The sequence below is a fragment of the Micromonospora sp. NPDC007271 genome (assembly GCF_040634005.1).
Classification (GTDB): Bacteria; Actinomycetota; Actinomycetes; order Mycobacteriales; family Micromonosporaceae; genus Micromonospora.
Genome location: NZ_JBEYER010000075.1, coordinates 1 through 14960 on the forward strand (window position 1 = coordinate 1; position 14960 = coordinate 14960).

Consider the following 14960-nt stretch of genomic DNA (forward strand, 5'->3'; position numbering starts at 1 on the left):
CCGCCGCCCGATGCGACACCTCCACACCCTTCGGCTCCCCCGTCGACCCCGACGTGAAAATCACATACGCCAACGCGCCATCGGTGACCTCCACCGGCCGGGCCAACGGCGGGTGCCCGGCCGCCCGGTCGAGCGGCAACACCGACACCCCGTCGGGCCACGACCAACTGGCGCCCGTCTCGTCGGTCAGAGCCCAGCCCGCTCGTGCCCCGGCGAGGATCCGCTCCCTGCGTACGGGTGGCTGGTCGACGCCCACCGGCACGTACAACCCGCCGGCGGCCAGCACTCCGAGCACCGCGACCACCTGCTCCGGACCCTTCGGCAACGTCACCGCCACCGCATCGCCCGGAGCCACTCCGGCGGCGGCCAGCGCGCCGGCCACCCGCAACGCCGCTGCCCTCAGCTCCCCATAGGACATGCAGCCCGAGTCCCACAGCAGCGCCGGGCGATCCGGCTCCGCCGCCGCGCGGTCGAAGAAGCCCTCATGCAGCAGCCGGCCCGACACCGGCCCCTCGGTCGCGTTCACCAACGCCCGCACCCGACGCTGACCCTCCGGCAACAAACCATCCACCGGAGCCGCCCAATCCCCCGCCACCAACCGCGACAACACCCCCACATACGCGGAGAACATCGCCTCCACCACACCCACCGGGAACAACCCCGACACCACATCCCAATTCAGCAACAACCCCCCACCCAACTCGACCACCTGGTGATCCAGCCACACCTGCGGGGTCTGGGAGATGCCCCAGACGCGCTCTGCGTACGGGTGGGGACTGCCGCCGGCGGCCCGCTCGGTCACCCCGAGGGTGCTGGTGAACACCACCGGCATGGAGACCTCGGCGGAGCCCTGCCGGCGGGCCAGCTCGCGCATGATCTCCACTGCGGAGACCTCGCTGTGCTCCAGGTCGCGCCAGACCTGCTCCTGCAGGCGGCGGGCCGTCTCCAGGAAGCTCTCCCCCGGCCGGGCCCGGTACGCGACCAGCAGCAGCGAGGTGAAGTCACCGAGCACGTTGTTGATGTCCGGGTGCACGTCGCGCCGGTCGAAGAGGGTGAGGTTGACGGTCAGCTCCTGCTGCCCGCACCAGGCGGAGAGTACCTCGGCGAAGGCGGTGGCGAGCACGGTGGACGGGGTCAGGTCGTGCCGGCGGGCGGCGTCGGCCAGTGCGGACCACTCCTGTGGGCTGAGCTGGTGCTCGTGCCGCTCGAAGGTGGGCCGGCCGAGCCGGGCCGGCTCGACGGCGGTCGGCAGTGCCGGTGCCGGGGGCAGGTCGTCGAGGCGGTTGCGCCAGTACTCCCGTGCCCTGGCCAGCGCGGCCGGCGCCGGCCGGACGCTGGTGACGTAGTCGCGGAAGGACATGTCGACCGGGGGCAGTGGAGCGTCGAGGTCGTCGTAGAGCAGTTCCAGCTCCCGGAAGACGATCATGGAGCTGAGCGCGTCCAGGATGATGTTGTCGAGGCTGACGCCGATGCGTACCCGGTCGCGGTAGCGGACGGCCCGTACGTCGAACAGCGGCCACTCGGTCGCGGAGACGAGCTGGTGCGACATGGCCTCGCGCAGCCCGGCCAGGGCTTCCCGCTCGGCGCCGGGGGCGGCGTCGGTGACGGGGATGCGCAGCCGGGGCACCTCGGGAAGGATCCGCTGCCGGCCGTCGTCGTCGAAGACCGCGCGAAGCATCTCGTGCCGGGCGATGAGCCGGTTCCAGGCCTCCTCCAGCCGGTCGAGGTCGACGCGCGCACCATCCAGCTCGGTGTAGAAGTGGCAGCCGACCCCGCCGAGGGTGAACTCCTCGTTCCGTCCCATCCAGTACGCGCGCTGCACGTCCGTCGGCGGGAACGGGTCGTACCGGTGCTCGGGGTCGGGGGTGAGCCGAGGCTGCTCCGGCTCGGCGCCGGCCCCGCCTGGGATGAGCCCGGCGGCGAAGGCGGACAGCACCGGATTGGCGAACAGGGCGCTGAGTTCGGCGCCGTGCAGGCCCTCGGCCCGCAGCTGGGTGATGAGCCGGGTGGCGAGCAGGCTGTCCCCGCCGAGGGCGAAGAAGCTGTCGGTGCGGCCGACCCGCTCGGCGTCCAGCAGCTCGGCCCAGAGCCGGGCGACGGTCTGTTCCACCTCGCCGCGTGGCGGCTCGTACTCTCCGGTCTGGTCGGTGACGGCGGCGGTGAGCGCCCGGGTGAGGGCGGCCTGGTCGACCTTGCCGTTGGCGGTCAGCGGCAGCGTCGCGGTCACCAGCACCGCGTCCGGCAGCATGTACGACGGCAGCCGGTCGGCGAGCCACTCCCGGAGCACGGTCAGCGCGTCCGAACCGCCCAGGTCGGCGCCGTCGACGGGCACCACGGCGGCGGCGAGCCGGGCCGGGCTGAGGTCGAGCCGGACGGCGACGGCCCGGGACACCTGCGGGTGTTGGGTGAGGGCGGTTTCGATCTCGCCGAGTTCGATCCGATGCCCGCGGATCTTCACCTGATGATCCCGCCGGCCCAAAAACTCCAACGTCCCGTCCGGCCAGTACCGACCCAGATCCCCCGTCCGATACCACCGCCTGCCCTCATGAGTCACGAACCGCTGCCCGGTCAACTCCGGCGCACCCCGATACCCCTCGGCCACCCCCAACCCACCGATCCACAACTCCCCCGGCACCCAGTCCGGACAATCCCGACCCCGCGCATCCACCACCCGATAACACTGATTCCGCAACGGCCGCCCGTACGGCACCGACCGCCAGCCCGCCGGCACCTCATCCACCTCACAGGCGTTCGACCAGATCGCCGCCTCCGTCGCCCCACCCAGAGCCACGAACCGGCACCCCGACGCCACCGCCCGCACCCGGTCGGGCAGATCCAGACCCACCCAGTCACCGGAAACGAGCACCAACCGCAGACTGCCGCCCAGACCCTGCTCACCCGCGGCCGTCAACGCCATGTCCAACAACGCCGGCACCGAATTCCACACACTCACCGAATGCGCATGGGCCAACTCCACCCACACCCGCGGATCCCGCCGACCCGACTCCGGCACCACGACGAGAGCCCCACCCGCGGCCAACAACCCGAAAATGTCGTAGACCGACAGGTCGAAATCCAACGCCGACACCGCCAACACCCGATCCTGCGGCCCCACCCCGAACCGGGCACTCACCTCCTCGACCGTGTTCACCGCCGCCCGATGCGACACCTCCACACCCTTCGGCTCCCCCGTCGACCCCGACGTAAAAATCACGTAAGCGATCGCCTGGTCCTCCACACGCACCGGCTCGGCCAACGGCGGGTGCCCCGCCGCCCGGCCGACCGGCAACACCGACACCCCGTCCGGCCATGGCCAACCGGCGCCGGCCTCGTCGGTCAGCACCCAGCCCGCTCGCGCCCCGGCGAGGATCCGCTCCCTGCGTACGGGTGGCTGGTCCACGCCCACCGGCACGTACACCCCACCGGCGGCCAACACCCCCAACACCGCCACCACCTGCTCCGGGCCCTTCGGCAACGTCACCGCCACCGCGTCCCCGACCGTGAGCCCGGCACCGGTCAACGCACCCGCCACCCGCAGCGCGGCAGCAGCCAACTCCCCATAGGACATCGAGCCCGAACCCCACAACAGCGCCGGACGATCCGGAGCCTCCACCGCACGAGCGAAGAACCCCTCATGCAGCAACCGACCCGACACCGGGCCCTCGGTCGCGTTCACCAACGCCCGCACCCGACGCTGACCCTCCGGCAACAAACCACCCACCGGAGCCGCCCAATCCCCCGCCACCAGCCGCGACAACACCCCCACATAAGCGGAGAACATCGCCTCCACCACACCCACCGGGAACAACCCCGACACCACATCCCAATTCAGCAACAACCCACCACCCAACTCGACCACCTGGTGGTCCAGCCAGGCCTGGGGGGTCTGCGAGAGCATGTAGTCGGGGTCGCCGAAGGCGTCGCGGACCTCGGCGTCGATCAGCTCGCCCATGCCGATCGCGCTGGTGAAGACCACCGGCGCGAAGGTGGTGGTCTCCGGGTTAGCGCGGGCGAGGTCGCGCAGCACCTCCACGGCGGAGTACTCGCGGTGCCGGACGTCGGTGCGGAAGCGCTGCTGGAGCCGGCGGGCCCGGTCGGCGAAGCTCTCCGGCGTCGAGGCGTCCACCTCCAGCAGGATCAGGTTGGTGAAGTCGGCGACCATCGCGCCGACGGCGGGATGGATGTTCTCCCGGTCGAACAGCGGCAGGTTCAGCAGGAACCTCGGCTCGCCGCTCCACGCCGCGAGGACCTCGGCGAAGGCGGTGGCGAGCGCCATCGGCAGGGTCACCCGCTGCTCCCGGGCGTGCGCGGCCAGGGCCGCCCATTCCTGCGCGGAGAGCCGGTGCTCGTACCGCTCGATCCGCGGCCGACCCAGCCGGGCCGGCTCCACGGCCAGTGGCAGCGCCGGGGCGCCCGGCAGCTCCGGCAGCCGCTCCCGCCAGTACTCCGCGGCGCGGCGGTGCGCCTCGGCCCGACGCTCGGACTGCCGGGCCAGGTAGGTGGCGAAGTCGAAGCCCAGCGCGGGCAGGTCGGCTCCGCCCCGGGCGTACAGCCGGCTCAGATCGGTGAGCACGATCCGGATGCTGGCCACGTCGGCCACGAGCAGGTCGGTGTTGACGTGCACGGTGGTCGCCCCGTCGGGCAGCAGGGAGAGCTGCACGTCCAGCACCTCGCCGCGCTCGACCGCCAGCCGCCGGTGCGACAGGCCGGCTCGGACACGCTCCAGCCCGGCCTGGGCCGCGGCGGCATCGACCGTGGAGAAGTCGTGCACGGTCAGCCCCGCCCAACGGCTCTCGGGCTCGATGCGCTGCCGGCCGTCGTCGTCGAAGACCGCCCGCAGCATGCCGTGGCGGGCGAAGAGGGACCGTACCGCTGTCTCCAGGCGCGCCGGGTCGACCCGCTCGCCGTGCAACTCCAGGTAGAAGTGGCAGCCCACGCCGCCGAGCGGCTGATCGTCGCGGCGCCCGATCCAGTAGGCGTGCTGCACCGGCGTCAGCGGGAACGGCTCGCCGGCGTCCGCTGTGGCCGGACGGGTCCCGTTGGCCGCCGCCGGACCGTTCCCCGTGGCCATACGCGGGTCGGCGGCGCTGTTGCCCGCTCGGGCCAGCAGCCGGGCCCAGTCACCGAGCACCGGCCGCTCCATCAGGTCGGCGAAGCTCACCTCCAGGCCCCGTGCGCGCCAGGTGTTGACCAGGTCCATAGCCCGGATCGAGTCCATACCGAGCTCGATCAGGTCGTCCTCAAGGCCGATCTCGTCCGGGTCGACACCGAGCAGGTCAGCGACGTCCTCGCGCAGCTCGTCCAGCGACGACGAGCGCTCGCCGTCGAGCGGCGACGGGGAGCCGGCGACGCCGCGGTCCGCCGCCGGCCGGCCGCCGTCGACCGTGGCGGGGCGGATGGCCGCGCCGGGGATGACCGGCGGCGGCGAGGGGCGCCACAGCGGCGCTGGAGGAGTGAGGCGGTCCACGGCCCGGACGTCCAGTTCTCCGCGCCGATAGGCGGTCAGCACCGCCGGCGGAGCGTGCGGACCGTCCACGTCCGACGGCAGCGCGCCCGGCGGCACCAGGGCCACGTCCTCCGGCGGTACGGCGCCCGCGGTGACGAAGGCCGCCCGTACCCGCGCCGCCACGGCGGCGGCGTCGTGCGGTGTGGATCCGGTCGACTCGACCAGTGCGGTCAACGGGCCGTCGTGGTAGGCCCGCCCGACCAGCAGCCGGCCGGTTTCCAGCTCGGCCGGTTCCCGCGCGGCCAGCGTACGGTCCTGCTGGCCCACCTGTCCGGAGATCGCGGCGAATCGCTCAGCGTCCATACGTGTGTTGCCTCCAGATCAGCGTTCGTCGAATCCCTTTTTCCATGGCGGTCCCCGGCCCAAACCGGCGGATCACCGCTTCCCCGCCGGCCGCCGGATCGGTTGCCGTCCGGTTGCCGCTGTCGTACGTTCCGTTCTGCCCACGCCCCGGGACGTACGTCGACTCGGTCGGTGCCCGCCGCCGGTCGGCGCGGGCGCGAACACCGTCGACGACTGATCGGACGGAGCGCGATGCCAAATTCCCAGGACCTGTACGAAGTTGACGCGACCCGACCCGCCGGCGCGGACGCCGCGACGCCGGACCGCAACGTCGCCGCCAGGCTGGCCGGGCTGGCCAGGCGGCGGCGGTGGTGGGACCGCCCGGCGTACCTGGACGACGCCGGCACGTGGACCCACGGCGAGCTGCACGACTGGGCGGCCCGGGTCGCGACCGTCCTCGCCGACCGGGGCGTGCGCCCCGGCGACCGGGTGCTGCTGGCGCTGCCCGACCGGGCCGAGTGGGTCGGCTGCTTCCTGGCCGTGGCCCGGCTCGGCGCGGTGGTGGTGCCGGTCAACCCGGCCCTCACCGTCGGCGAGCACGCCACGCTGGTGGCCGACTGCCGGCCGGTGGCCGTCATCGCCGACGCGGCGGCGGCCGACCATTTCGACCCGGCCGTGCTGGTCGGGCCGGAACAGCTCGGGGCGTCCACTCGCGACGCCACGCCGGCCCCGGCCCACCCGGTCGACGACCGCACGCCGCTCTACATCCAGTACACCTCGGGCACCACCGGCCAGCCCAAGGGTGCCGTGCACCGGCACGCCGACTTCCCGCACTACCATCGGGCGGTCGGCGAGGCGATGCTGCGGCTGCGGCCCGAGGACGTCAGCTTCTCCGTCTCGAAGCTCTTCTTCGCGTACGGCCTGGGCAACTCGCTGGTCTACCCGCTGCACTCCGGGTCGGCGGCGGTGCTCACCGCGCAGCGCCCCGGCCCCGCGCTCGTGGCCGACCTGATCGAACGCCACCGGGTCACCGTGCTGCACGCCGTCCCGTCCGCGTACGCGAACCTGGTGGCCGAGGTGACCGACCCGGAGCCGTTCCGCAGCGTACGGGTCGCGGTGTCGGCGGGCGAGCCGCTGGCCCCGCCGCTGGGCGAGCGGGCCACCGCACTGCTCGGCGCGCCGGTCCTGGACGAGCTGGGGTCCACCGAGATCGGCGGCGCGTGCTGCGCCAACCGGCTCGACGACAACCAGTCCGGCACCATCGGCCGCCCCCTGCCCGGCTACGAGCTGCGGGTCTGCGACAGCTCCGGCCGGCCGTTGGCCGGTCCCGCCGAGGGCGAGCTGTGGGTACGCGGGCCGACCCTGCTGGCCGGCTACCTGGACCGGCCGGAGGAGACCGCCCGGGTGCTGGTGGGCGGCTGGCTGCGCACCGGCGACCGGGTGACCCGGCTGCCCGACGGCCGGTACCGGCACGGCGGCCGGCTGGACGACCTGGAACTGGTCGGCGGCATCACCATGTCCCCGGTCGAGGTGGAGCGGCTGCTGCTCACCCACCCGCTGGTGCGGGAGGTCGGCGTCGCCGCCGTGCCGGACGACCGGGGTGCCACCCGGCTGCGGGCGTACGTGGTCTGCGCGGTAGACCCGGCGACCGTGCCGGGGCTGGCGGACGAGCTGATCGGGCTGGTCCGCTCCCGGCTGGCGACGTACAAGGTGCCGCGCAGCGTGGAGTTCGTCGCCGCGCTGCCCCGCACCCCGACCGGCAAGCTGCGGCGCTTCGTGCTGCGCCGCGGCCTCGAACGGCTCGGCTAGCACGACGCCACGTCCCCGCCCGGCCGGCCGGCGGCGCTGCCGGCCGGCTCGGGCACCCGCTGCGGGAACTCCAAGCCGAGGACCCTCATCAGCCCACTGGCCTTGACGGCCGTCTCCTCGAACTCGGCGGCCGCGTCGGACAGCGCGATGATCGCCCCGCCCACGCCGTAGTACGCCTGCTCCCCGGCGACCACCAGAGTGCGGATCACCATGCTGAGGTCGACCGCCCCGGTCAGCGAGAAGTAGCCGAGCGCTCCGGAGTAGATCCCCCGTGGACCGGCCTCCAACTCGTCGATGATCTCCATCGTGCGCAGCTTCGGCGCGCCCGTCATGGAGCCGCCCGGGAAGGCCGCCCGGACACAGTCCACCGCCGTACGGTCCGGGCGCAGCCGCGCCCGCACGGTGCTGACCAGCTGGTGGACGGTGGCATAGCTCTCCACCACGAACAGGTCCGGCACCGACACCGTGCCGACCTCGGCGACCCGCCCGAGGTCGTTGCGGACCAGGTCGACGATCATCAGGTTCTCCGCCTGGTCCTTCTCGTTGTCCAGCAGGTCCGCGCGCAGCGCCGCATCCTCGGCGCCGGAGCGTCCGCGCGGGCGGGTGCCCTTGATCGGTTTGGACTCCGCCACCCCGGCCGCGGTGATCCGGAGGAACCGTTCCGGGGAGGAGCTGAGCACCGCCACGTCGCCGAACTCGAGGAACGCCGCGAACGGCGCGGGGGTGGCCCGGCGCAGCGCCCGGTAGACCGGCCAGGACGGCAACTGCCCCCGTACGGTGAGCATGTTGGTCAGGCAGACCTCGTAGGTTTCCCCGGCGACGATCGCGCGCTGGCAGGCCGCGATCAGCTCGAGGTACTCCTCCCGGTGGTGGCGCAGCTGCACCGGATGCCGGACCGGCTCGGGCAGCCGGGGCGCGGCCGGCGGCAGCGACCGGCCGGCCAGCGCCCGCACCCGCTCGGCCGTCTCGTCCTGCCAGCGGCGGGCCGCCGCGGTGTCGTCGCCACGGGCGAGGGCGAGCAGCCAGACCGAGCCGTCGCGGTGGTCCACCACCACCGCGCGGTCGGCGAAGACCAGCATGGCGTCGGGAGTCGGCGCGCGGTGCGCGAGCCGCGCGCCGCACTCGGCCTTCAACTCGTAGCCGAGGTAACCGACCCAGCCGAGGGCGAAGTCGAAGGGCAGCGCCATCTCCGGCTCCGCCCGATGCTCCCGCAGGTCGGCGTCGAGCCAGTCGAGGAACGGGCCGGGGTGAGTCCGCTCCCCGTCGGCGCCGGTCACCGTCACGGTCCCGCCGGCCACGTCGGCCCGGGCGACCCGGGCCAGCGGCCCGGCGGCGTCGCCGAGGATCGAGATCCCATCCCCGTACGCGCCGCCGCGCTGGTTGCTGTCCAGCCAGAACGCGTACTCACTGCCGCGGAACAGCGCGTCGAAGAGCACCTCGGTGTCCACCGCCAGCCGCAGCCGGCGGACCAGGGTCCGGTGCCGCGGCCCGGCCGGGACAGCCGGCGGCTCCGATGTCCGGCGCGGCCGGCGGGCGGGCGCGATCCGGCGCGGGTGCTCGGCGCGCCACCGCCGCGTCGCCTCGTCAAAGTTCGCCAGCAGCCGCCGCCCGTGTTCGGTACGGATCGACTCCGGGTGGAACTGCACCCCCCAGACCGGTCGCTGCCGGTGCCGGACCGCCATCAGCACGCCGTCCTCGGACCTTGCCGAGGCGATCAGTGACGGCGGCAGCCGGTCCACGGCCAGCGAGTGGTACCGCACCACCTGGAACGGTGACGGGATGCCGGCGAACAGTTCACTGCCGTCGTGGTGGACCCGGGAGAGGCGGCCGTGCCGGGGTTCCGGGGCCGCGGCCACCCGGCCGCCGAGCAGGTGACACAGCCCCTGGTGCCCCAGGCAGACCCCGAGCACGGGCAGCCGGCCCGCCTCGAAGACCTCGCGGCAGAGCCCGAAGTCGCGGTGCCGTTCCGGGCGGCCCGGGCCGGGCGAGAGCAGGACGTTGTCGAACTCGTCCAGCCACTCCGGCTGCCAGCGGGGGTCGTCGTTGGGGATCACCGTCGGCTCGGCGCCGGTCACCTCGGCTACGTAGTGGAACAGGTTGTAGGTGAACGAGTCGTAGTTGTCGATGATCAGCGTCCGCATCCGGTGACCTCCCGTCCACTGTCCTGCCGCGCCGTGCCGAGGAGGCCGGCGTACCCGGCCACGATCTGCCGGGCCTGCTCGGCGTCGAGCCGGGGATCGCACGCCGAGCGGTACCTGGGCAACCGGGCGGCGCAGGCCCGAGCGGCCGGCCCGGCGTAGCACTCCGTCACCTCGTCCGCGGTGATCTCCAGGTGCAGCCCGTTGGGCGCGACACCCGCGGACCGCAACACCGCGACGAACCCGGCCACCTCCTGCTCGATCCACTCGATCGGCCGGGTCTTCACACCGTCCCGGGTGCGGACGGTGTTGCCGTGCATGGGGTCGCACAGCCAGAGCACCGGTACGCCGGTGGCGGCCACGGCCGCCACCAGCGGCGGGAGCAGCGCGTGGACGCGGCTGGCGCCCAATCGGGCGATCAGGGTGAGCCGCCCGGGCACCCGGTCCGGGTTGAGGACCCGGCAGAGGGCGGCGATCTCCTCCGGCAGCATGCCCGGGCCGACCTTGACGGCCACCGGGTTGCTGATCGAGGCGAGCAACGCCACGTGCGGGCCGCCCAGTTGCCGGGTGCGGTCGCCGACCCACAGCAGATGCCCGGAGGCGGAGTAGCGCTGCCAGCCCGTGCGGACCAGCGGCTCCTCGTAGTCCAGCAGCAGCGCCTCGTGCGAGGCGTAGACCCGTTCCGGCTTCGGGCGGCCCGCCCAGGCGTCGCGCAGGCCGGCGAGGGTTCGCCCGCTGTGCCGGTAGGCGGCGAGCAGCCGCCGGGGATCGGGCCGGCGGGCCCCCGGCTCGGGCGCGGGGTCGTTGACCGCGTCGCCCCGGTAGGCCGGCAGCCGCCGCCCGTTCGGCAGGGTCTCCCAGGCGGACGACCGCGGCTTGCCGTACTGGCCGGCCAGCCGTCCGATCCGCACGGCGGGCCGGCCGGTGGGGCTCCGCAGCAGTTCGGCGAGGGCGTCGAGCTGGGCCACCTTCCCGGCCACCGTTCCAGGCGAGCTGTCGGCGAACCGTTCCGCGCAGTCCCCGGCGTGCAGGACCTGCGTACCGGTCCAGGCCAGGGCGAGGACCGCGGCCAGGTCGGCGCACTCGTCCTCGGTGACCAGCCCGGGCCGGCGCGCCAGCTCGCAGCGGACCGCGTCGATGCGGTCCCGGACCGGCCACGGCGGCTGCTGCGGCAGGCCTGGCGGCGGAGGCGCCGCCGGCGGTGTCAGGGCTCTGGGGCGGGCCGCGTCACCCATGGGCGAGAGCCTGCCGACGGGACCGCGGCGGGGCCGCCACGGACCGGGGAGCGCGCCGCCGCCGGTCCTCGACCGGCGGCGGCGAAAGGCATGGTGACATCACGGTTTCTCCCTCGGGACGACGTGACACGGGCCGCGCGACGCGGGCCGGTGGCGACGACGGCGCTGGAGTCTCGTCCGGCTCGGCCCGGCCGGGCCGGACGGATGGAGGTCCGGATACCGCCTCTCGGCGGGTTGGATCAGCGAGCGGCCGGACTCACCGGCCGGGGCGCAGGTGAGCGGGCGGCCGGCCAGGCCGGGCAGAAGGGTTTCTCGGGGTCAGGATCGGGATGGTCGACATGCTGTTTTCCACCGTTTCCACTTCCGGAGTCCTTCGCTGACGACGCCCCGGTCCGACCGCCGCGGATGGTCGGGTATGACAACGTCAGCCCTTCGACTCAAGCCAGATTGTCACAGAGGTCCATACACGGCAACCGATAGAGTGGTTGACAGAGACGACTTTGCCGGGGCAACAATCCGGCCCTGTCCACATTGGTGTCACCGCCGAAGTCCCTGCCTTCGACGAGCGGTCAGAAGGGCTCGGGTCGAATCGCCTCGTAGCCGGCCCGCAGCCGCTCGAGCAGCGCCGGCTCGACGGCGAGCGAGCGGTCGTCGATCGCCGCCACCGGCCGGATACCGACGCCGGCACTGGTGACGAAGGCCGCGCACCCGACGGGCAGGCCACCGAGCCGGATCGGCTCCCGGCGCACCGGCCTGCCGATCCCCGCGAGCACCCCGTCGACCAGGCGGGCGGTGACCCCGGGCAGGCAGTCCGCCTCGGGCCACCACACCTCGCCGGCCACGACGAAGCCGATGTTCCAGGTGGCCCCCTCGCTGACCCGCCCGTCCGGCTCGACGAAGAGCACGTCGTCGAAGCCGGCGCGCTGAGCCAGGCGACGCTGGCGCACCGCGCCGAACAGGCCGACATGCTTGACCTCCGGCAGGTCCCGCTGATGGCACACCGCATGCAGGCGCACCGGGGACGACGCCGGCGGCTCGGCCGGCCGCACGCTGACCAGCACCCGGGGCCGTGCCTGCGCGCCGGGGCGGACGACCGTGAGATCCGGGTCGAACACGGTGATCCGCAGCATCGCCGGCGGGTCCACCCGGGCGGCCAGGCGTCGGGCCAGCCCGCGCACCCGGTCGACGTCGAGGCGCACGCCGAACAGCGCCGCGCAGTCGCGGACCAGCCGGTCGAGGTGCAGGCCCAGCCCGCGCACCCCACCCCGCTCCAGCCGGACCGTGGTGAAGTGCCCGTAGTTGACCAGCGCCAGCGCCGCCAGATCGTCGGCCGTCGCGGGCCGGCCGTCGAGCTCCAACACCGCCCCATCCTGGCACCCGCGCCGGCGGCCCGCTGGGCGGAGCCGGGCCTGGGGTTGCCTCGTCGGACCGACACGAGCCGATCACCAACGCGGGCTGGCCTACTCGGCACCATCCGACTCGGCTGATTGGCGCTCACCGAGCGGCGGGGGCGGACCCGATGGTGACTACCCGCGCCCACTCGGGTGGTGTGTCCGGCACGTAGTCGGGGTCGTTCTCGCTCCACCTGGCGTGGCGAGGGAACAATCCCACGACCGTGCGGCAGGGTGGCCGTGAGGTCGGCCAGGGCGTCTGCCCGTCGGTCAGCACGACGATGACGTCCGGGCACGGCCGGTCTCGCAGGGCCCGGGCGAAACCGGTACGCAGGTCTGTACCCCCGCCGCCGACCAGCGGGATGTCCTCGGCCCGGCACAGCGGGCGTACCACCTGGGCCGCCGCGTCGCACGGCAGCACGGTGACCAGGTCGCGGCGACCGGCCACGGCCCGGGAGATCGCGGCGACCTCGAGCAGGGCACTGCCGAGTTCGGCGTCGCTGACCGAGCCGGACGTGTCGATGATGACGCAGACCCGCGGGGGCCGGCGCCGCAGCGCCGGCAGGACGACGCCGGGTATGCCGGCGGAGCGCCGCGACGGCCGACCGTAGGTGTAGTCCTCGCCCACCCCGGGCGCGGAGACTGCCGAGCGGACCGCCGCTCCGAGAAGTTCGCGCCACGGCTGCGGTGGATGGAACGCCTGCTCCGCCCATCGCCGCCAGCCCTGCGGGACGTGTCCCGGCCGGCCGGTGATGCCCTCGGCCACCCGGAACCGCACCGCGTCCCGTTCCTGCGGGCTGAGGGCGTGCGCGCCCGCCGGTCCGAGGTCCCACTCCCGCTCCAGCCCGTCGGCACCGCTGCCGCAGTCCAGCCAGGCCAGATGCTGGGTACGCGGCCCGAGGCGGAACTGCCGCAGGTAGTCCTCCATCAGCTGCCCCTCCGGCAGCTGCAGGGACCTCGGCTCGACCGCGCCCTCCGGGCGGGCCAGCCCATCGCCGAAGACATCGTCGTTGATCTCGCAGTCCGCGGCGATGTTCATCCGCAGCCGCTCCCCGGGCCCGGTCAGCCCCCGTTCCCGCGCGACCCGGTCGCCGCGCCCGTGGTGGTCACGCAGCAGGTGCGACACCTCGTGCACCCAGACTCCGGCGAGTTCCTCCACGGGTGTCCGGTCCACGAACACCGGCGAGACGTAGCACCGCCAGTGTGGGTCCACCGCCATCGTGGGCACCCGCCGCGACTCCACCACGTGCAGGGCGAACAGCGCCGTCGCCAGGTAGGGCCGGACCCGCGCGGCGTGCAGTCGGGCGGTGAAAAGCTTGTCCCGGTCCAGCGTCCCGGCGTGGTCGGTGCTCATCGGCCGGTCCCCGCGACCGCCGCCACCCGGGCCGCCGTTCGGTCGGCCCGCCGCGACAGGGACACCACCCCGGCGAGCCGCTCGATCGACGCGGGCACCGCCCAGTCGTCCTGGCGCAGCCGGGCGAGGGTGGACGCGGGCACGACCACCAGGTCCGGGGCGCTCGTCTCCAACGCCCGGACCAGCACGGCCCAGGCCGCGTCCCAGCGGGACCGCTCCGGGCGCCGGCGCACCGCCTCCACCACACCGTCCAGGACGGCCTGGCGCAGATCGCCCCGCTCGGGCAGCACGGCGGCGGCCGGATCGGCGAGCAGCACCTCGGGGTCCGGCAGATCCATCCGGTCCAGGCTGGCCAGCAACTCCAGCCCCGGCCCGTCGCCCACGGTGCCTCTGACCAGCATCGACAGGACATCCCGGGAGGCGTCGGCCGCGGTCGCGAAGGCGATCAGGCGCAGGGTCATCTCCCAGCTGCGGGGCGACGGCCACGGCCCACCGCGGCCGGCCTCACCGGTGGGCAGTCGGTGCACGAGCCCCGGGCGGGCCGACAGGAGCCCGCACACCGCACGACGGGCGAGGGCGACGGCCTCCGACAGCCGCTGCGGATCGAGCCGGGGCAGGGCCGCCCGGGGCCAGGTCCCGCCCAGACCGCGTACGACAGTCTCGTGGTCGCGGGTCCACTGCAGGTGGACGAAGCGGTTGGCCAGCGGCGGGCTCAGCTCCCAGCCGTCCGCCGCCGATGATCGTGGATTGGCGGCGGCCACGATCCGGACCCCGGCCGGCAGGAGCAGGCTGCCGACTCGCCGCTCGAGCACGAGCCGGAGCAGGGCGGCCTGCACGGCCGGCGGGGCGGTCGACAGTTCGTCCAGGAACAACAGTCCGCGACCGGCGCGTACCAGGCGCACGGCCCAGTCCGGCGGCGCCATCGGGACGCCCTGGGTCGCCGGGTCGTCGCCGACGACCGGCAGCCCCGCGAAGTCGGACGGCTCGTGGACGCTGGCGATGACGGTCGTGAGCGGCAGGTCCAGGGATGCGGCGAGCTGCGTCAGCGCGGCGGTCTTGCCGATTCCCGGCTCGCCCCACAGCAGCACCGGCAGGTCGGCCGCCACGGCCAGGGTCAACGCCTCCAACTGCGGGTCGGGGCGGGTCTCGGTGGTGGTGTTGGAAAGCAGCGCCAGCAGTTCGGCGGCGAGGTCGAGCTGCGGCACCCCGGCGGACTCGATTGAGGTACGGGTGGAAGGCATCTGA

The 14960-nt window shown here is 74.0% G+C and carries 7 protein-coding genes; 1 reads left to right on the plus strand and 6 read right to left on the minus strand.

Annotated elements, in window-relative coordinates; translation table 11 throughout:
- A partial coding sequence (locus tag ABZ570_RS23995; protein WP_358067674.1) for an amino acid adenylation domain-containing protein occupies positions 1-5809 on the minus strand: 5809 nt, incomplete at its 3' end.
- Between the two features lie 231 nt (positions 5810-6040).
- On the opposite strand from ABZ570_RS23995, the gene ABZ570_RS24000 reads away from it, so the two are divergent.
- Entirely contained in the window at positions 6041-7597 is a 1557-nt protein-coding gene (locus ABZ570_RS24000; RefSeq protein ID WP_358067677.1) for an AMP-binding protein, read from the plus strand.
- Here the strand turns inward: ABZ570_RS24000 and pabB are convergent.
- The 5 genes from pabB to ABZ570_RS24025 all read right to left on the minus strand — a co-directional run bounded on the left by pabB (position 7594) and on the right by ABZ570_RS24025 (position 14956).
- Positions 7594-9738 (minus strand): aminodeoxychorismate synthase component I, encoded by a 2145-nt coding sequence (gene pabB, locus ABZ570_RS24005; protein ID WP_358067680.1) that lies wholly within the window; start codon positions 9736-9738, stop codon positions 7594-7596. The genes ABZ570_RS24000 and pabB overlap by 4 nt on opposite strands.
- Positions 9726-10970, minus strand: a complete 1245-nt coding sequence (locus ABZ570_RS24010; RefSeq protein WP_358067683.1) for a 3-deoxy-7-phosphoheptulonate synthase — start codon at positions 10968-10970, stop codon at positions 9726-9728. Before ABZ570_RS24010 ends, pabB begins: the two co-directional genes overlap by 13 nt.
- A 569-nt stretch (positions 10971-11539) precedes the next feature.
- Positions 11540-12331, minus strand: coding sequence for an aminotransferase class IV (locus ABZ570_RS24015; protein ID WP_358067686.1), 792 nt, complete (start codon positions 12329-12331; stop codon positions 11540-11542).
- A gap of 133 nt (positions 12332-12464) precedes the next feature.
- Positions 12465-13715 (minus strand): VWA-like domain-containing protein, encoded by a 1251-nt coding sequence (locus ABZ570_RS24020; protein WP_358067689.1) that lies wholly within the window; start codon positions 13713-13715, stop codon positions 12465-12467.
- Positions 13712-14956: a MoxR family ATPase gene (locus ABZ570_RS24025; protein ID WP_358067692.1), complete on the minus strand. Its 1245-nt coding sequence runs from the start codon at positions 14954-14956 to the stop codon at positions 13712-13714. Before ABZ570_RS24025 ends, ABZ570_RS24020 begins: the two co-directional genes overlap by 4 nt.
- Positions 14957-14960 lie beyond the last annotated feature (4 nt).